This window comes from Cupriavidus sp. 05T41 (genome assembly GCF_056396525.1).
Genome location: NZ_JBFTLQ010000037.1, coordinates 62,816 through 81,253 on the forward strand (window position 1 = coordinate 62,816; position 18,438 = coordinate 81,253).

The 18,438-nt window shown below is 68.1% G+C and carries 14 protein-coding genes; 7 read left to right on the plus strand and 7 right to left on the minus strand.

The features are described 5' to 3' along the window. Positions 1-13: 13 nt before the first annotated feature. The 4 genes from AC1DKV_RS21630 to AC1DKV_RS21645 all read right to left on the minus strand — a co-directional run bounded on the left by AC1DKV_RS21630 (position 14) and on the right by AC1DKV_RS21645 (position 5,507). On the minus strand, positions 14-1,087 hold the full coding sequence (locus AC1DKV_RS21630; protein ID WP_441615245.1) for an Ldh family oxidoreductase: 1,074 nt from the start codon (positions 1,085-1,087) through the stop codon (positions 14-16). Positions 1,088-1,142: 55 nt separating this feature from the next. Then, on the minus strand, positions 1,143-2,147 hold the full coding sequence (locus AC1DKV_RS21635) for a Bug family tripartite tricarboxylate transporter substrate binding protein (protein WP_441615243.1): 1,005 nt from the start codon (positions 2,145-2,147) through the stop codon (positions 1,143-1,145). A gap of 81 nt (positions 2,148-2,228) precedes the next feature. Then, positions 2,229-3,662 (minus strand): FAD-binding oxidoreductase, encoded by a 1,434-nt coding sequence (locus tag AC1DKV_RS21640; RefSeq protein ID WP_477137956.1) that lies wholly within the window; start codon positions 3,660-3,662, stop codon positions 2,229-2,231. A gap of 153 nt (positions 3,663-3,815) precedes the next feature. Continuing rightward, entirely contained in the window at positions 3,816-5,507 is a 1,692-nt protein-coding gene (locus AC1DKV_RS21645; RefSeq protein WP_477137957.1) for a thiamine pyrophosphate-binding protein, read from the minus strand. 428 nt (positions 5,508-5,935) lie between these two features. Between AC1DKV_RS21645 and AC1DKV_RS21650 the strand changes: the two genes are divergently transcribed. From AC1DKV_RS21650 to AC1DKV_RS21680, 7 genes are all read left to right on the plus strand, one after another. Beyond that, a complete protein-coding gene (locus AC1DKV_RS21650) occupies positions 5,936-6,880 on the plus strand; it encodes a Bug family tripartite tricarboxylate transporter substrate binding protein (RefSeq protein WP_441615426.1) in 945 nt (314 codons plus the stop codon). Positions 6,881-7,042: 162 nt separating this feature from the next. Continuing rightward, a complete protein-coding gene (locus AC1DKV_RS21655) occupies positions 7,043-8,137 on the plus strand; it encodes a malate/lactate/ureidoglycolate dehydrogenase (RefSeq protein ID WP_441615239.1) in 1,095 nt (364 codons plus the stop codon). 42 nt (positions 8,138-8,179) lie between these two features. Beyond that, positions 8,180-8,551: a 5-carboxymethyl-2-hydroxymuconate Delta-isomerase gene (locus AC1DKV_RS21660; RefSeq protein ID WP_441615237.1), complete on the plus strand. Its 372-nt coding sequence runs from the start codon at positions 8,180-8,182 to the stop codon at positions 8,549-8,551. Positions 8,552-8,682: 131 nt separating this feature from the next. After that, entirely contained in the window at positions 8,683-10,239 is a 1,557-nt protein-coding gene (locus AC1DKV_RS21665) for a UxaA family hydrolase (protein WP_477137958.1), read from the plus strand. Between the two features lie 54 nt (positions 10,240-10,293). Beyond that, on the plus strand, positions 10,294-11,085 hold the full coding sequence (gene garL / locus AC1DKV_RS21670; protein ID WP_477137959.1) for a 2-dehydro-3-deoxyglucarate aldolase: 792 nt from the start codon (positions 10,294-10,296) through the stop codon (positions 11,083-11,085). A 63-nt stretch (positions 11,086-11,148) separates the two neighbouring features. Then, positions 11,149-12,048, plus strand: coding sequence for a 2-hydroxy-3-oxopropionate reductase (locus tag AC1DKV_RS21675; RefSeq protein WP_477137960.1), 900 nt, complete (start codon positions 11,149-11,151; stop codon positions 12,046-12,048). Positions 12,049-12,082: 34 nt separating this feature from the next. Beyond that, a complete protein-coding gene (locus AC1DKV_RS21680) occupies positions 12,083-13,024 on the plus strand; it encodes a LysR family transcriptional regulator (RefSeq protein WP_477137961.1) in 942 nt (313 codons plus the stop codon). 263 nt (positions 13,025-13,287) lie between these two features. Here AC1DKV_RS21680 and AC1DKV_RS21685 read toward each other — a convergent pair whose 3' ends face one another. From AC1DKV_RS21685 to AC1DKV_RS21695, 3 genes are all read right to left on the minus strand, one after another. Further along, positions 13,288-14,673: an FAD-binding oxidoreductase gene (locus AC1DKV_RS21685; protein WP_441615227.1), complete on the minus strand. Its 1,386-nt coding sequence runs from the start codon at positions 14,671-14,673 to the stop codon at positions 13,288-13,290. 295 nt (positions 14,674-14,968) lie between these two features. Next, a complete protein-coding gene (gene garD / locus AC1DKV_RS21690; RefSeq protein WP_477137980.1) occupies positions 14,969-16,522 on the minus strand; it encodes a galactarate dehydratase in 1,554 nt (517 codons plus the stop codon). Positions 16,523-16,615: 93 nt separating this feature from the next. After that, a complete protein-coding gene (locus tag AC1DKV_RS21695) occupies positions 16,616-17,974 on the minus strand; it encodes an MFS transporter (RefSeq protein ID WP_441615225.1) in 1,359 nt (452 codons plus the stop codon). Positions 17,975-18,438 lie beyond the last annotated feature (464 nt).

The window sequence follows — 18,438 nt, forward strand, 5'->3', positions numbered from 1 at the left end:
CAGCACACCGGCGTCAGGCCAGTGCCTCGGGCGCCGCCATCCCGTACTTTTCCAGCCACGGTGCCAGTTGCGGCAGGATCGCCGGATTGAGCGCCACGCCATCGCGCAGCTGGCGCGTCTTGCGCTCCAGCGCGCCCTGCCCCGGCAGGCGCACGCGGTCGACGCCGGGCCGCGGCGGGTTGTCGGTGCAGGCGCGCGCCACCCAGCCCATTTGCGTGGCGAAGGCTTCCTCGCCGGCAAAGGCGGCGGGGTCCAGAATCTGCAGGAATACCGTATTGCCCCAGCGCTTGCCCGGGTCGTCGCGGCCATGGCCGCTCAGGCCGGCGGTCAGCGACTCCACCATCAGCGAGAGGGCAAAGCCCTTGTGCCCGGCATCGAGCCCGCCCAGCGGCAGGATCGACCCGGCATGCGGGGGAAACAGCACCGCCGGGTCGTCGCTGGCATTGCCGTGCTCGTCGATCAGCCAGGGATGCGGCAGGCGCTTGCCTTCCTTGTACAGGCGCCCGGTGAGGCCGTTGGTAGTGATGGAGGTGGAAACATCGATCAGCACCGGACCTTGCGGCGTCGGGAAACCGACCGCCAGCGGGCTCGGCGAGAATATCGGGCGGGTGCCGCCGAACGGCGCCACCGTGGCGGCGCCCGGCGCCGACGAGAACAGCAGCATGACCAGGCCTGCCTGCGTGGCGCGCTCGAGGTAGGCGGCCAGGCAGGCGATATGGTGCGAGCGGCGGATGGTAACGGTCCCGGTGCCGTAGTCGCGCGCGCGCGCCATCGCGCTCTCCATCGCGCGCAGGGTCAGCCAGGGCCCGGGCAGGCGCTTGCCGTCCCAGGTGGCAACGGCGGCGCGCTCGGAGATCACCTCGTAGTCTTCGTTGACGGCCATGCTGCCGCTTTCTATCTCCGCCAGGTAKGTCGGCAGCAGTTGCAGGCCGTGGGTGTCGTGCCCCATCAGGTCGGCTTCGATCAGGATGGCGGCGACATCGGCCGCGCGGTCTTCCGGCATGCCGGCGCGCACGAACATGGCCTGCGCCATGAGCCGCAGTGCGGTGGCGTCGTGTCGCGAAGTGGCTGGGGCTGGATTGCTCATGTTGAAGGGTTCCTCGATGAAGTTCTGCGCCCGGCGCCGCGCGCCGGTGTCCTGCTTATTCGTCCACCGACACGCCGGCGGCCTTGACGACTTTCTCCCAGCGGACCTTCTCCGCCAGCGAGAAGGCCTGGAACTCGGCCGCGGGTTTCGGATCCGGATCGGCGCCGGCGGTCACCAGCGCTTCGCGGAAATCGGGCCGGGCCGAGGCGGCCATGATGATGTCGCTCAGGCGGGTCACGATCTCGCGCGGCGTGCGGGCCGGCGCGAACACGCCAAACCATGAGCCGGTGATAAAGCCCGGCAACCCGGCTTCCTCCATGGTGGGCACCTTGGGCAGCGCGCTCATGCGGTGCGCTCCGGTGACCGCCAGCGCCTTGAGCTTGCCGGCCTTGACGAAGGGCAGCGAGGTCGGCGCGTTGTCGAACATCAGCTGCACCTGGCCGCCCATCAGGTCGGTCACCGCAGGGGCGCTGCCTTTGTAGGGCACGTGCACCATCGAGACACCGGTCATGACCTTGTACAGCTCGCCCGACAGGTGGATCGAAGTGCCGGTGCCGGACGAGGCAAAGGTGGTCTTGCCGTTGGCCTGCTTGACGTACTGGGTGAGTTCCTTGACGTTGTTGGCGGGCACGCCGGGATTGACCACGAGGATATTCGGCACCGAGGCGATCATCGCCACCGCGGCGAAGTCCTTGACCGTGTCATAGGGCATCTTGCGGTAGAAGCTGGCGTTGATGGCGTTGGTACCGACCGTGCCCATCAGCAGCGTATAGCCGTCCGGGGCGGACTTGGCGACCATGTCGGCGCCGATATTGCCCGATGCGCCGGGACGGTTCTCCACCACCACCGGCTGTCCGAGCGCCTTTTGCAGGTCGCGCGCGACCAGGCGCGCCACGATGTCGGTATTGCCGCCGGCGGTGAACGGCACGATCAGGCGGATCGGCTTGGACGGCCAGGTCTCGGCCTGCGCGGGCAGCACGCCGCAGACGGTGGTGGCGGCCAGCGCGGCCAGGGCCAGCAGCATCGGGCGGCGGCCGCGCTTGAGCTTCGCATCTTGCATCTATGTCTCCTCTTGACCTAGTTGATTCTGTCGATCTTGGTGATCTTGTTTTTTTCGGGCTTGCCGGGCTTTCTTCGTTGCTCAGTACTGCGCGTCGGGCGGCGGCAGCAGCCGGCCCGGGTTCATCAGGCCGTGCGGGTCCAGTGCGTGCTTGATCTTCTGCATCAGGGCCATCTCGACCGCGGACTTGTAGTGCGCGTTCTTGTCGACCTTGAGCTGGCCGATGCCGTGCTCGGCCGAGAGCGAGCCGCGCACGCGATCCACAGCCTCATACACCAGCGCGCTGATGGCCGCGCCGCTGGCCTGCACGAATGGCGCCTGCGGCACGCCGCGCGGCGCACTGACGTTGTAATGCAGGTTGCCGTCGCCGAGGTGGCCGAAGGCCAGTACGCGTGCGCCCGGATGGGCCGCCACGATCTCGGCGCTGGTACGCTCGATGAACGTCGCGATGGCCGAGATGGGCACCGAGATATCGTGCTTGATGTTGTCGCCCCCATCCATCGACTGCGCCTCGGGCAAATGGTGGCGGATGCGCCAGAGCCCGTCGGACTGCGCCAGCGAGGCGGCGATGGCGGCGTCCGCCACKATGCCGGCTTCGAACGCTTCTTCCATCAGCTCGCCGAAGGCCTGCGTKGCGTGCCCCTCGCTGTGCGGATCGCTGCTTTCAAGCAGCACGTACCACGGATGGTCCTKGTCGAACGGTGCGCGGCAGTCGGGAAAATACTGCGCCACCAGCGCCATGCAGGCGCCGCTCATCAGTTCGAAGGCGGTCAGCGTGGCGGCCAGGCGGCGCTGGGCCAGTTCAAGCAGGSGCAGCGCCGCGTGCGGGTCGCTCACGGCGGCCAGCGCGGTCATGCGCGCGGCCGGACGCGGATAGAGCTTCAGGGTGGCGGCKGTGATCACGCCGAGCGTGCCTTCCGCGCCGATGAAGAGCTGCTTCAGGTCGTAGCCGGTGTTGTCCTTGCGCAGGCCGCGCAGGCCGTCCCAGATCTCGCCGTCGGGCGTCACCACTTCCAGGCCCAGGCACAGCTCGCGCGTGTTGCCGTAACGCAGCACCTGCACGCCGCCGGCATTGCTGGCGAGGTTGCCGCCGATGGTGCAACTGCCTTCGGCGCCGAGCGACAGCGGATACAGGCGGTCCGCCTCCTGCGCTGCCTGCTGGACATTGGCCAGGATGCAGCCGGCCTCGGCGGTCAGCGTGTTGTTGAGCGGATCGATGTCGCGGATGCGGTTCAGCCGGGCGGTGGACAGCACCAGGGCACGACCGTCGCCATCGGGTACCGCGCCCCCCACCATGCCGGTATTGCCGCCCTGCGGCACCAGCGGCACGCCAAGCGCCGCGCACCACCGCACGATGGCCGCCACGTCTGCCGTCGTATCCGGTTGCGCCACGGCCAGCGCGCGGCCGGTGAAGTTGCGGCGCCAGTCGGTCAGGAAGGGCGCGGTGTCGTCGGGCGCGGTCAGCAGGCGGCCGGAGAACCGGCTGCGCAGGCCGTCCAGCGTGGCTTCGGTCATGCTGTGTCTCCTGTTTCTCGTCGTCTGTCTTATGTGATGCGTCTTATGTGATGCGTCTTGTATCTTCGGTCTTCGGTCTTCGGTCTTATGTCTTTTGCAGGTCCGGGGACCGCTGGCCGGGAGCGCTCTCGCGGCCAGGCAGCGCCGCCGTCCTCAACCCGCGATGCGCATGGCCGGCGTGATCTGGCGCGGGTCGGTCGTCAGCTCGAGCACCGCCGGCTTGCCTGCCGCCCGGGCCCGCTCGAATGCCGCGGCGAAGTCTTCCGTGCGCGTCACGCGCTCGGCCCAGGCGCCGCAGGACTGCGCCATCGCCACGAAATCCGGGCTGGGAATATCGGTGCCGCTGACGCGGCCCGGATAGCGTTTTTCCTGGTGCATGCGGATGGTGCCGTACATGCCGTTGTTGACCAGCACCACGATCAGGTTGGCGCCGTAGGCGGCGGCCGTGGCGATCTCCTGTGGGTACATCAGGAAGCAGCCGTCGCCGGCAAAGCACACCACCGTGCGCTGCGGGTCGCGCAGCTTGGCGGCGATGGCCGCGGGCAGGCCGTAGCCCATGGCGCCGCAAGTCGGCGCGAGCTCCGTGCGCGGCTGGCGGTAGGCATAGTAGCGGTGCAGCCAGACCGTGTAGTTGCCCGCGCCGTTGCTGAGCACGGCATCGGCCGGCAGGGTCTGGTTGAGATGATCGACCACGGCGGTCATGTCCACGCCACTGAGTTCCGGGTGCGGCTTGCCCGGCATGACGAAGGCTATGTGCGCGGCGCGCGCGGCGCCGGTCCAGTCGCCCCAGGCCACGCTCGCGGGTGCCGGCAGCGCGGCCAGCATGGCGGCGCCGGGCCCGATGCCGGCCTGGATGGCCAGTTCGGGCTGGTAGACGCGGCCAAGCTCGGCGCTGTCGGCATGCACATGGATCAGGCGCTGACGCGGCGTGGGCACATCCAGCAGGGTGTAGCCGTCGGTGGCGATATCGCCCAGGCGCGTGCCGAAGGCGAGGATGACGTCGGCGGTGCGCACGCGCTCGGCCAGCGCGGGATTCACCCCCAGGCTCAGGTGACCCACATAGTGCGGATCGCGGTTGTCGAACACGTCCTGGCGGCGGAACGCGCATGCCACCGGCAGGTCCCAGCGCTGCACGAAGGCGGCGAAGTCCGCCGCTGCCTGGGMGGTCCAGTTGGCGCCGCCGGCGATCACGAGCGGGCGCTGCGCGCCTGCCAGCAGCGCGCCGAGGGCATCGGCATCGGCCGCGCGCGGCGCGGCTACGGCCGGCTGGTAGGGCGCGGTGTCGGCAACCTCGCACAGGCCGTCCAGCACGTCCTCGGGCAGCGAGATCACCACCGGCCCGGGGCGGCCCGATGTGGCGCAGCGAAACGCGCGCGCCACCAGTTCCGGGATGCGCGCGGGATCCTCGATCTCCACCACCCACTTGGCGATGGAGCCGAACATGGCGCCGTAGTCCACTTCCTGGAATGCCTCGCGCCCCTTGTGGCCGCGCGCGATCTGGCCGACGAACAGCAGCATGGGCGTGGAGTCCTGGGCGGCGATATGCACGCCGATGCTGGCATGGGTGGCGCCCGGGCCGCGCGTGACGAAGCAGATGCCCGGACGGCCGGTGAGCTTGCCGTCGGCCTCGGCCATGTTGGCGGCGGCGCCCTCGTGCTTGCAGACGATCAGGTCGATGGCCGGCTGGTCATGCAGGGCGTCGAGCACGTCGAGGAAGCTCTCGCCCGGCACGCAGAAGATGCGCTCGGCACCATGGATGCGCAGGGCATCCACCAGGACGCGGCCGCCGGTACGGGCAGGCGCGGGGTTAGGGGACGCGGTGGCAGCAGCAGGAGTATTGGTCATGTCGATCTTGAATTGGTGCACTGCAGTCGGTTCGGGGCCTGGCGGCACGGGGGGCCGGTGTTGCGGCGCGGCAAGCAGTGGGCAGCAGCGCGGCGGGCAATGTAGCGATTGTTATGGCCGCCCCGCCTTGCGCGCCTGGCATAAGGCGCATTTCTGCTATGCGTAAAACGCAAGGCTKGACGATCCCGCGCGCGTGTAGATTGTGGCCAAGGCGATCCCGCCCTGCCCCATGCGCCGCCTGCCTGATCATAGCGGTGCGCGGCCGGCAGCGGAAAGGAGGATGCCAGACAACGAAGTCAGGAGACCAGGATATGCCCATGTACCTTCGGCCCCTCCGGCCGGCCCGTTCCCACGCGGCAACCCCGGCCGGCCCGCACCGTGCGCAAACCTTGTGGCGCTGCGCGCTGGGTGCGCTCGGCACCCTCGGCATGCTGGCCATGGCCGGCCCGGCCCATGCGCAGGATGCCTGGCCCACCAAGCCCGTCAACTACGTGGTGCCCTTCGCCGCGGGCGGCACCACCGATGTGCTGGGCCGCCTGATCGGCCAGCGCCTGTCGCAGATGATCGGCCAGCCGGTGGTGGTGGAGAACCGCGCCGGCGCTGGCGGCAATATCGGCTCGGACTATGTCGCCAAGGCCGCGCCGGACGGCTATACGCTGGTCGGCGGCACCATCAGCTCGCACTCGATCAATGTGAGCCTGTATCCCAAGATGCCCTATGACCCGATCAAGGACTTCAAGCCGGTGGCGCTGATCGGCACGCTGCCCAACCTGCTGGTGGTCAACACCAGCAGTCCCTGGAAGAGCGTGCAGGACGTGATCGCCGCGGCCAGGGCCAAGCCGGGCACCGTTTCGTTCGGTTCGGCAGGCAACGGTACCTCCCAGCACCTCGCCGGCGAGCTGTTCTCCACCATGGCGGGCGTGAAGCTGCTCCATGTGCCATACAAAGGCAGCGGACCGGCGGTGCAGGCCCTGCTGGGCAGCCAGGTCGACGTACTGTTCGAGAACAGCGTGGCCGCCATGCCGATGATCCAGGCTGGCAAGTTCCGTGCGCTGGCCACCACGGCGGGCAAGCGCTCGCGCGAACTGCCCGACGTACCKACCATCGCCGAGGCGGGCGGGCCCAGGCTGGCCGGCTACGAGATCGTGTCCTGGCAGGCGGTGTTCGCCCCGGCCGGCACGCCGCAGCCCATCGTCAACCGGCTCGGCGCCGACATCGGCAAGATCATCCAGGAACCGGAGATGCGCGCGCGCTTCGCCACGCTGGGCATCGAGCCGTCCGGCGCGGGCCCGGCGGAACTGGGCGCATTCCAGAAGAGCGAAGTGGCGAAATGGGCAAAGCTGATCAAGAGCGCCGACATCCGGCCAGAATGATGCAGTGGACTGGTTTGTGCATGACTCGCTCCGAATGCCGGGTACCCAAGCGGGGCCCGGCGGCTTATGATGGTGGCCGCACTTGCCTGACCCCTGCCCTGCCGTTGCCTGCGCCGGCCTCCCCCCGCACGCTTATTCACGCTACCTGATCCCATTGATCCCATGAGTGAACACCGTATCCCGACCGCCGCCCTGCACCAGTGGGTGACCGACCTCTGGCTTGCCGCCGGCTCCGACGCGCGCGAAGCCCGCCTGACCGCCGACCATCTGGTCGGCGCCAACCTGTCCGGRCACGATTCGCACGGCGTGGGCATGATCCCCAAGTACGTACTGTCGTGGCTGGGCGAGCAGCTCCAGCTCAACCAGCACGTGAGCGTGGTGCACGAGGCCGGCGGCATCCTCAGCCTGGACGGCAACCGCGGCATGGGCCAGGCGGTGACCGAGGAAGCGATGGCCCTGGCCATCGACCGCGCGCGCGAGCACGGCGTGTGCGTGCTGGGGCTGCGCCGCTCGCACCACCTTGGCCGGGTCGGCCACTGGGCCGAGCAGGCTGCCGCCGCGGGCATGATCTCGATCCACTTCGTCAACGTGTTGTCCAAGCCCATCGTGGCGCCGCATGGCGGCTACGAGGCGCGCTACGGCACCAACCCCTTCACCGTCGGCGTGCCCGTGGCGGGGGCCGAGCCGCTGGTGATGGACTTCGCCACCAGCGCGATCGCGCTGGGCAAGGTGCGCGTGGCCAACAACAAGGGCGTGCAGGTGCCACCGGGCAGCCTGCTGGATGCCGCAGGCCATCCCACCGACGATCCTGCCGTGATGTTCCCGCCCGCTGGCGAAGCGCAGGGCGCGCTGCGCTCCTTCGGCGAACACAAGGGCTATGTGCTGGCGGTGATGTGCGAGCTGCTCGGCGCCGCGGTCACCGGCGGGCATACCATCCGCCCCGAGACGCTGACCCACGAGCATGCGGTCTGGAACAATATGCTGGCCATCGTGTTCGATCCCGCGCGGCTGGGCAGCAGCACCACCTTCGGTCATGAGGTGCAGGCTTTCGTCGACTGGATCCGCTCCTCGCCGCTGCAGCCCGGCACCGACGCCATCTTGCTGCCCGGCGAGCCCGAGCGCGCCTGGCGCCGCGCCCGCGCCGAATTCATTCCCATCGACAGCGGCACGCTGGCGCAACTCGACGACGCCGCGGCCCGCGTGCAGGCCGCGCGCGGCGAATCGCCCGGCGCGCTGTCGCGCCTCGCGGCGCATTGAGCGCAGCGCGCTCCCATCCAGCCAACCATCATCCGGAGCCCCATGCCGCATCTCACCATCGAAATCACCGAAAACACCCGGCTGGCCTGCTCCCAGGAAGAGCTGATGGACCAGGCCAACGCCGCCCTGCTGGATTCCGGCCAGTTCGGCGAGGCGGACATCAAGTCGCGCTGCATCGTGCTGACTTCGTTCCGCCAGGGCACCGAGGCGCGCGAGCGCGCCTTCGTGCACGCGACGCTGCGCATCCTCGACGGCCGCGAGCTGGCGGTGCGGCAGGCGCTCGCCAAGGCGATCTGCGAGGTGATCGCTGAACAGGTTCGCCGCGACCAGTCCGGCGAAGGCGTGCAGGTCAGCGTGGACGTGGTGGAAATGGAACGCGCCAGCTTCGCCAAGCAGGTCGTAGAGGGCAAGTAGCCCCGCACCGCGGGAAAGAACGCAGCACCGATGGCCTCGGGGCCGTGCCGCATGCCTGCCCCCGGGGCGCGCGGCACGGCTGCAACGAAGGGCCACGCAGACAATCAGTGAAGACGCCCACAGGAGACGCAGTGACCGCCACCAGCCAAGCCGCCCCGCACGCCCCCGCCGCCCCGGTGATCCGCCTGCATGCGCAGGACAATGTGCTGATCGCCCGCACCGAGCTCGGCATCGRCATGCCCGTGCCGGGCGAGGCCTTCACCATCCGCAGCCAGGTGCCGGCCGGCTACAAGATCGCCGCGCGCCCGATCGCCAGGGGCGAGCCGATCCTGAAGTACAACACGACGATCGGTTTTGCCGGCGCCGATATCGCGCCGGGCACCCTGGTGTCCGGCCACAATATCGAATTCCGCGAGTTCGACCGCGACTATGCGCACGCGCGCGATTTCGTTCCCGTGGCCATGCTGCCCGAGGCCGAGCAGGCCACCTTCGACGGCATMGTGCGCGACGACGGCCGGGTGGCCACGCGCAACTTCATCGGCGTGGTGGCCACCGTCAACTGCTCCGCCACCGTGGTGCACAAGATCGCCGAGTGGTTCACGCCTGAGCGCCTGGCCGGCTACCCCAATGTGGACGGCGTGGTGGCCTTTGCCCACAGCACCGGCTGCGGCATGGAAATGAGCGGCGAGCCGATGGCCATGCTGCAGCGGACCCTGGCCGGCTATATGCGCCACCCCAACCTGGCCGCGGTGCTGGTGGTGGGACTGGGCTGCGAGCGCAACCAGGTGAATGCCCTGCTCAAGGCAGAAGGGCTGGAAACCGGCCCGCGCCTGCACGCCTTCACCATGCAGGACACCGGCGGCACCCGCAAGACCATCGCCGCCGGCGTGGCCGCGGTGCAGTCACTGCTGCCCGATGCCAACCGCGTGGCGCGCCAGCCCGTGTCGGCCAGCCATCTGAGCATCGGGCTGCAGTGCGGCGGCTCGGACAGCTTCTCTTCGATCACCGCCAACCCGGCACTGGGCGCGGCCATGGATATCCTGGTGCGCCACGGCGGCACCGCGATCCTGTCCGAGACGCCGGAGATCTACGGCGTGGAGCACACGCTGACGCGCCGCGCGGCCAGCCGCGAGGTGGGCGAGAAACTGGTCGAACGCATCCGCTGGTGGAAGGATGTCTACGCCGTCGGCCGCGACGTGCAGATCAACGGCCGCGTGAGCCCGGGCAACCAGGCCGGCGGGCTGGCCAATATCTTCGAGAAATCGCTGGGTTCATCCATGAAAGGCGGCACCGGGCCGCTGATGGGCGTGTACCGCTATGCCGAGCCCATCACGCAGAAGGGCTTTGTCTTCATGGATTCGCCTGGCTTCGACCCGGTTTCCGCTACCGGCCAGATCGCCAGCGGCGCCAACCTGATCTGCTTCACCACCGGCCGCGGCTCGATGTTCGGCGCCAAGCCGGTGCCCTCGCTCAAGCTCGCCACCAATTCGCCGATGTACCGCCGGCTGGAGGAAGACATGGACATCAACTGCGGCGAGATCCTCGACGGCACCGCGACCATCGGGCAGATGGGCGAGCGGATCTTCGCGCAGATTCTCGCCGCGGCCTCGGGGCTGCGCACCAAGAGCGAGCTGCTCGGCCTGGGCGACCACGAATTCGCGCCGTGGCAAATCGGCATCACCGGCTGACGCCCCGCCCGGCGGCCCCCTATCGCACCTACTGATCCAGGAAACATTGCCCTCATGCCATCGCTGCCAAACTCGCTGCTGCCCTCCCCCCTGCCCAACCGCTTCCGCGCCGACATCCTGGCGCGCAAGCGCCTGATCGGCTGCTGGTGCTCGCTGGGCAACGCCACCACCACCGAGATCCTGGGCCTGGCCGGCTTCGACTGGCTGCTGCTCGACGGCGAGCATTCGCCCAACGACGTGCTGACCTTCATCCCGCAGCTGATGGCCCTGCAAGGCAGCGTGAGCGCGCCGGTGGTGCGCCCGCCCGTGAACGACCCGGTGCTGATGAAGCGCCTGCTGGATATCGGCTTCTATAATTTCCTGATCCCGTTCGTGGAAAGCGCCGAGCAGGCCGCGCGCGCGGTCAGCGCCACGCGCTACCCGCCAGCCGGCGTGCGCGGCGTGTCGATGGTCCAGCGCAGCAACCGCTACGGTACCGTGCCGGAGTACTTCAGCCAGATCAACGACAATATCTGCGTGCTKGTGCAGATCGAGAGCCAGAAAGGCGTGGACGCGGTGGAGGCAATCTGCGCGGTGGATGGCGTGGATGGCATATTCATCGGGCCATCCGACCTGGCTGCTGCCTGCGGGCACCTCGGCAACCCGAACCACCCCGAAGTGCAGGCGCAGGTGGCTCGCATCTTCGAGGCCGCCAGGCAGGCCGGCAAGGCCGTGGGTACGCTGACCCCGGTGGAAGCCGACGCGCGCCGCTATCTCGACATGGGCGCGGCCTTCGTGGCGGTGGGCCTGGACCAGAATATCTTCCRCAATGCCACGCAGGCGCTGCGCGACCGCTTCGCCGCCTGAGGCACGGCAACAACCTGACGCTGCGCCGCGCCCCGGCGCGGCGCACATGAAGAGAGGACTGACATGAGCAAGATCGGATTCATCGGACTGGGCGTGATGGGCACGCCGATKGCGCAACACCTGGTCGCCGGCGGCCATACGCTCTACGTGCATTCGCGCAGCGGTGCGCCCAAGGCCCTGCTGGACGCCGGCGCGCAAGCCTGCGCCGATGCCGCCGAGGTGGCACGCCAGAGCGAGATCATTTTCCTGATGCTGCCCGACACGCCCGACGTGGAGCGCGTGCTGTTCGGCGAGAACGGYGTGGCGCAAGGCCTCTCCAAGGGCAAGACGGTGGTCGACATGAGCTCCATCTCGCCCATCGAGACGCGCGTGTTCGCGGGCAAGATCGAGGCKCTGGGCYGCGACTACGTGGACGGCCCGGTATCCGGCGGCGAAGTCGGCGCCAAGGCCGCCACGCTGTCGATCATGGCCGGCGGCAAGCAGGACGTGTACGACCGCGTGCTGCCCTTGCTCAAGCTGATGGGCAAGAACATCACGCTGGTGGGCGCCGTAGGCGACGGCCAGGTAGCCAAGGTCGCCAACCAGGTCATCGTGGCGCTCACCATCGAGGCCGTGGGCGAAGCCCTGGTGCTGGCCGCCAAGGCCGGCGCCGATCCGGCTCGCGTGCGCGAGGCACTGATGGGCGGTTTTGCCAGCTCGCGCATCCTCGAAGTGCAYGGCGAGCGCATGATCAAGCGCACCTTCGACCCGGGTTTCCGCATCGAACTGCACCAGAARGACCTGAACCTGGCGCTGTCCACCGCGCACAAGCTGGGCGTGAGCCTGCCCAATACCGCCTCCTGCCAGCAGCTGTTCAATGTCTGTGGCGCGCTCGGCGGTGCCAAGTGGGACCACTCCGGGCTGGTGCGCGCGCTCKAGCATATGTCCGGCCACGCCATCGGCGACAAGCCGGCCAAGGGCTGATGGCGCGCGCGAAGGGAAAGGCCACGGGTCCCCGATGACAAGCAACGCGCTGAACTCGGAAGACCTGGCCTGCTTCGTCTGCGTGGCCAACACCCAGAGCATCTCGCGGGCGGCGCTGGAGCTGGGGGCCGACCAGTCCACCGTCAGCCGGCAKATCGCGCGCCTGGAAGCCGCGCTGGACACCCGCCTGTTCCACCGCAGCGGACGCGGCGTGGTACTGACCGAAGCCGGGCAGACGCTGATCGTCTACGCGCGCCAGGTCGCATCCACGCTGGCCGAGGCGCGCGAAGCCATCCGCGCATCATCTGCGCAGGGACCCACGCAACTGGTGATCGCCGCGCAGCCCACCATCGCCAATACCGCCTTCGCCAGCATCGGCACCGCGCTCAAGCAGCGCTTTCCCGCCACCAAGGTGCGCTTCGTCGAAGGGCTGGCCAGCCCCGTGCTGGCCTGGCTCGCCGCCGGGGAGATCGACGTGGCGCTGCTCTACCTGCCCGAGCAGCAAGGCGCGCTGAAGGTCGACATCCTGCTCGAGGAAGACCTGACGCTGGTCACGCCGACTTCGTGGAGCCACCTCGGCCCGACCTTTGCCGTGCGCCGGCTCGGCGAAGTGCCGCTGATCCTGCCGAGCACCGGGCACGGCCTGCGCGTGCTGGCGGAATCGCTGGCCGCGCGGGCCGGCACCGCCCTGCAGCTTGCGCTGGAGTGCGATGCATCCAACACGGTATCGATGCGCCTGGTGGAAGACGGCTGCGGCGCCACGCTGCTGCCGTTTGCCGCGGTGGCCGACCGTGTGGCGCAGGGGCGCCTGCACTCCGCCCGCCTGGTCGATCCCGTGGTGACGCGCCAGGTGGCGCTGGCCACGGCACGCAACCGGCCGCCCGTGCCGGAACTGTGGGACATCATGCAGACCGTGCGGCAATCGGTACGCAATATCGTGATGTCCGGGGCGTGGCCGGGGGCGCGGTTGATTTGAMTCGGCAGGTGCGGTTCGGTGCGGTTCGGTGCGGCGCAGTGCGGTTCAGCCCAGCGCAGCGCAGTGCAACGCAGCCCAGTGAGGGGGCTCCCGCCCMCAGGACCTCTCCGCGCTCTCCATTCCGCTTCTCCCCGCCGATCCTGCTAGCCAGGTGATTGGCGTTTGATAAAAAAACCTGGGCGTTAATTGCGTATTTTTCTCCACAACGCCCCGTCACTCGCCTGCCCGGGCGGGACAAGCGAGTGGCATGGCGGTCCGTCGCCTCAGGACGGCTTGATGTTCTGGTTGTGCCGGAACAGATTTGTCGGGTCGTAGCGCCCCTTCACCTCGGCGAGCCGCGCATAGTTCGGCCCGTAGGCCGCACCGACGCGATCGCCCTCCTCCTGCGTGAGGAAGTTGACGTACACCGTGCCAAGCGAATACGGCGCCGCTGCCGCGAAGACCTCGCGCGACCAGGCCACGCAAGCATCATCGTCCGCCGCGTCGGTCCAGCGGCCGTGCACGTTCATGATGAAGTTCGCGTCGCGGTTGGCATAGGCCGTGGCATCCGCCGCCACGCGGTTGGTCTGCCCGCCCATGGCGCCGATGAAGATCTCGGTATGGGGCGATGGCAGCTTGCCGACATAGTCGGTGAGCAGCGTGATCAGGCCATCGTCGAGCCCGGCGAAGTTATGCGATTTCCAGTAGTTGCGCGCGCCCGGCGTCAGYAGCGGATCGAACGCCTGCTGCCAGGAAGCGAAGGGCATGGGCCCCACATGCTCGCCATAGGGCGTGCCGAGCTGCCGCAGCGGCGCGACCAGTTGCGGGCCGTTCTCCACCGGACCGACATAGCAGATGGCCAGCGCGACAATGGGCTTGCCGTGCGTCTCCGGCGGCAGGAACGGCAGCGGCGGCGCCTGCCGCAGCACCGCCCACACGGTCAGATCGTCGGGCATGCCGGCAAAGCGGTCGCGCAATGCCTGCAGCACGGTACCAGCCTGCTCCAGCGGGTAGACGATGAGCCCGCCGTAGATCTCGGGCCCGACCGGGTGGAGGGCGAACTCGAACATCGTCACCACGCCGAAGTTGCCGCCGCCGCCACGGATGGCCCAGAACAGGTCGGCATGCTCGCCCGCGCTGGCACGCAGCATCTTGCCGTCGGCCGTCACCACGTGCGCGCCGGTGAGGTTGTCGACCGTGGTACCGAATTTGCGGCTGATCCAGCCGAAGCCACCGCCGAGGGTCAGGCCGGCCACGCCGGTGGTCGAATTGATGCCGAGCGGCGTGGCCAGGCCGAAGGCCTGCGCTTCGTGGTCGAAGTCAGCGAGGGTGGCGCCGGGCTCGACATAGGCGCGTTGCGCGACGGGGTCGATCCTGACCGACTTCATGGCGGAGAGGTCCAGTGTGATGCCGCCGTCGCACACCGCATGGCCGCCGATATTGTGGCCGCCGGAGCGTATCGAAAGCAGCGCACCCTGGTCGCGCGCGAACGCCACGGTGGCCATGACATCGGCCGCGCCCGCGGCCTTGACGATCAGCGCGGGACGCCGGTCGATCATCGCATTCCAGATCTGGCGGGCCTCGTCGTAGCCCGCCTCGCCCGGCAGCAGTGCCCGGCCCCGCAATTTCGCCCTCAATCCTTCCACCAGTTCACTGGACAGGTCAGCCATGATGCACCTCGCGACGTGATTCCCCGATTCAGGAAATAGCCGCGTGGCCGGCGAACGTGCGCGAAGCGTGCCCTGCTCCGGCTCCGGCATGGCGAACTGAAGGGGAAAAGCGCTGGAGGCGGGCGGGGTCTTTTTGTAAGGGCTTGCGCGGCGTTTCTTGGCAACAGGTCGTGCACTTGTGCGGCCAGGCGGAGAACAGAACCATCCTCATTTAAGGTGGGCGCCGGGCCAATGTAAAGGCATCCGGGACCGGTGTCCCGGATGATGCCCTTGAAGATGTGCCGCGCGCCCGGCTTCAGGTCACCGGCGCCGGATTGAACAGCACCAGCGCATTGTGCAGCTTGTGGTGCTCGGCCCAGGTCTTCCTGCGTCCACTTGCCACGTCCAGCATCAGGCGGAACAGTTCCCAGCCCACGTCTTCGATGGTGGCCTCGCCGGTGGCGATGCGCCCCGCGTTGACGTCCATCAGGTCGTGCCAGCGGCGCGCGAGATCGCTGCGCGTGGCGACCTTGATGACCGGCACCTCGGCCAGGCCGTAGGGCGTGCCGCGGCCCGTGGTGAATACGTGCAGGTTCATGCCCGCGGCCAGCTGCAGCGTGCCGCAGATGAAGTCGCTGGCGGGCGTGGCCGCGTAGATCAAACCCTTTTGCTTGAGCTTCTCGCCGGGCGACAGCACACCGGTGATGGCGGTGCTGCCTGACTTGACGATCGAGCCCATCGCCTTTTCCACGATATTGGAAAGGCCGCCTTTCTTGTTGCCGGGCGTGGTGTTGGCGCTGCGGTCGACACGGCCTTTTTCCAGGTAGCGGTCGTACCAGTCCATCTCGCGGATCATGGCTTGCGCCACTTCGGGCGTGGCGGCGCGCGCGGTGAGCTGGTCGATGCCGTCGCGCACCTCGGTCACTTCGGAGAACATCACCGTCGCGCCGGCCCGCACCAGCAGGTCGGTGGCAAACCCTACCGCCGGGTTGGCGGTAACGCCGGAGAAGGCATCGCTGCCGCCGCATTGCACGCCCACCACCAGCTCGGACGCCGGGCAGGTCTCGCGGCGGCGCTGGTCCAGCCTGGCGAGATGGGTATGCGCCATGGCCATGATGGAGTCGATCATGCTCTCGAAGCCGACGTGCGCATCGTCCTGCAGGCATACCACGCCAACCTCCACGCTGCCGGCGCCGGTCTGCACGGGCATGGTGCCGGCCGGCATCAGTCGCTCGGGCTGCAGCTTCTCGCAGCCCAGGCTCACCATCATCGCGGTACCGCCGAAGTTGGGGTTGAGCGCGATATTGCGCAGCGTGCGGATCGGCACGATGGCGTCCGGCGCGTCGATGGCGACGCCGCAGCCATAGGTGTGCTCCAGGCCGATCACATCGTCCACGTTGGGATACTTCGGCAGCAGCTCTGCCTTGATGCGGCGCACGGCATGCTCCACCACGCCCGCCACGCACTGCACGGTGGTGGTGATGGCCAGGATATTGCGCGTGCCCACCGAGCCGTCCGGATTGCGGAAGCCTTCGAACGTATAGCCTTCGAGCGGCGGCAGCGGCGCCGCGGCGCGGGTGCCGATAGGCAGGTCGTGCAACTCGGGAGCCACCGGCATCTCGGTCACGCGTTCGTTGATCCAGCTGCCCCTGGGCAGGTCGCGCAGCGCATAGCCGATCACCACGTTGTAGCGCACCACGGCGTCGCCGGCCTTGAGGTMCGACAGCGCCACCTTGTGGCCCTGCGGCACGCGCTCGCGCAGGGTCAGCCCGCACGGGAACACCGTGCCTTCGGGCAGGCCGCCGTCATTGGCGACAATGGCCACGTTGTCCTGCTCGTGGATGCGGATGTACAGCGGGGTGCCCTGCACCTGCGCGCTCGCCTGCGCGGCGCCTTGCTGTTCTACTTTGATATCGATGACCGACATGACTTTCTTCCTTGCCAGATACTTGCCGCGCCCCGCTCAGGGGTGCTTGAGTTCAACGCGCTTGATTTCCTTGACGATCACCAGGTAGCTGATCACGGTCACCAGCGCATTGGCGCCGACGAAGACCAGCGCGCCGTTGAACGAACCCGTGGTGCCAAGGATATAGCCGATCACGATCGGCGTGACGATGCCGGCAATATTGCCGAACATATTGAAAATGCTGCCGGCCAGGCCGATCACTTCCTTCGGCGCCGTATCCGCCACCACCGCCCAGCCCAGCGCGCCGATGCCCTTGCCGAAGAAGGCCAGCGCCATGAAGCCCACCACCAGCCACTCGCTGTCCACATAATTGCAGGCCACCATGCTGACCGAGAGCAGCATGCCGGCGACGATCGGCACCTTGCGCGCCACCGTCAGCGAGTAGCCGCGGCGCAGGAACATATCCGAGATCACACCGCCCAGCACGCCGCCGAGGAAGCCGCAAATGGCCGGCAGCGACGCCACGAAGCCAGCCTTGAGGATCGACATGCCGCGTGCCTGCACCAGGTAGACCGGGAACCAGGTCAGGAAGAAGTACGTCAGCACGTTGATGCAGTACTGGCCCAGGTACACACCCAGCAGCATGCGGTTGGACAACAGCTGCTTCACATAGAACCAGCGCGCGCCGGCCGGCTCTTTTGCCTTTGCCTTGCCGGCATCGCCGCTCATCTCGATCAGCCCGCCGCCTTGCGCGATATAGTCGAGCTCGGCGCGGTTCACCGACGGATGCGTGGCCGGGCTGCGCACGACCTTGAGCCACAGGCCCGCCAGCACCATGCCGAGCACGCCCATCCACATATAGACATGGTGCCAGCCGAGCGCATGCGTGAGCCATGCCATCAGCGGCGTGAACAGCACCGCGGCAAAGTACTGGGCGGAATTGAAGATGGCCGACGCCGTGCCGCGCTCGGCCGTGGGGAACCAGCTCGCCACGACCTTGGCATTGGCCGGGAAGGCGGGCGACTCAGCCAGGCCCACGGCAAAACGCAGCACGAACAGCGTGGTGACGGCCGCGCCGACCGTGGCGAAGACGCCGAGGAAGCCCTGCAGCAAGGTAAACAGCGACCACAGGAAGATGCTGCAGGCATAGATGCGACGCGCGCCGAAACGGTCAAGCAGCCAGCCGCCCGGGATCTGCGCCATCACATAAGCCCAGCTGAAGGCAGAAAAGATAAAGCCCATCTGCATKGCGTCGAAGCCGAACTCCTGGCGCATGGCCGGGCCCGTGATGGAAAGCGTGGCGCGGTCGGCGTAGTTCACCGTGGTCACCACGAAGATCATCAGCAGGATCCAGTAACGGACATTGCTGCGGCGGGTGGCCGCTCCGGCCACGCTTAAGGTATTGCTGAGATTCATGGGGTCTCCGGCAGGGCCGGCAGCGCGAAGAAAAGCCCAACCATCCGGTGCGGGCCATCTCGGGCCTGCTGCCGGCCTCGTGATATGTCATCGTATGACCGGAATTATAAGCACGGGGTTCAGCCATGCTGCTCAGTGTTTACCCGAGGAAAGCTGGATTAGCGGATCGGAGGCCTGATCGAAGGCCTGGCCCGCGCCKAGGCGCGCKGCCCGGAACTCGAACGCTTCCGGGAAGCCTTACCGCACAAGGCTTTCAGCCAGCTTTCACCGCCCTGCACAGGACTGCCGGCCTGCCGTGCGACTGCCCGCCCCCAGCCGCAAGCTACTAGCGACCGCCGCCGTCCMCGTGCCCTCATCTTTGCAAATGAACGTCCCAGGTGACAAATCMACTTGCACAAATCCAATCTCAGTTGTACGATGACATATCTCAAGGATGTGCGACCCKCCGGGAAGCACTCGGAGCC

Coding starts and splice junctions, on each gene's coding strand:
- AC1DKV_RS21635 (WP_441615243.1), bottom strand. CDS start 2,147: ATGCAAGATGCGAAGCTCAAGCGCGGCCGCCGCCCGATGCTGCTGGCC.
- AC1DKV_RS21660 (WP_441615237.1), top strand. CDS start 8,180: ATGCCGCATCTCACCATCGAAATCACCGAAAACACCCGGCTGGCCTGC.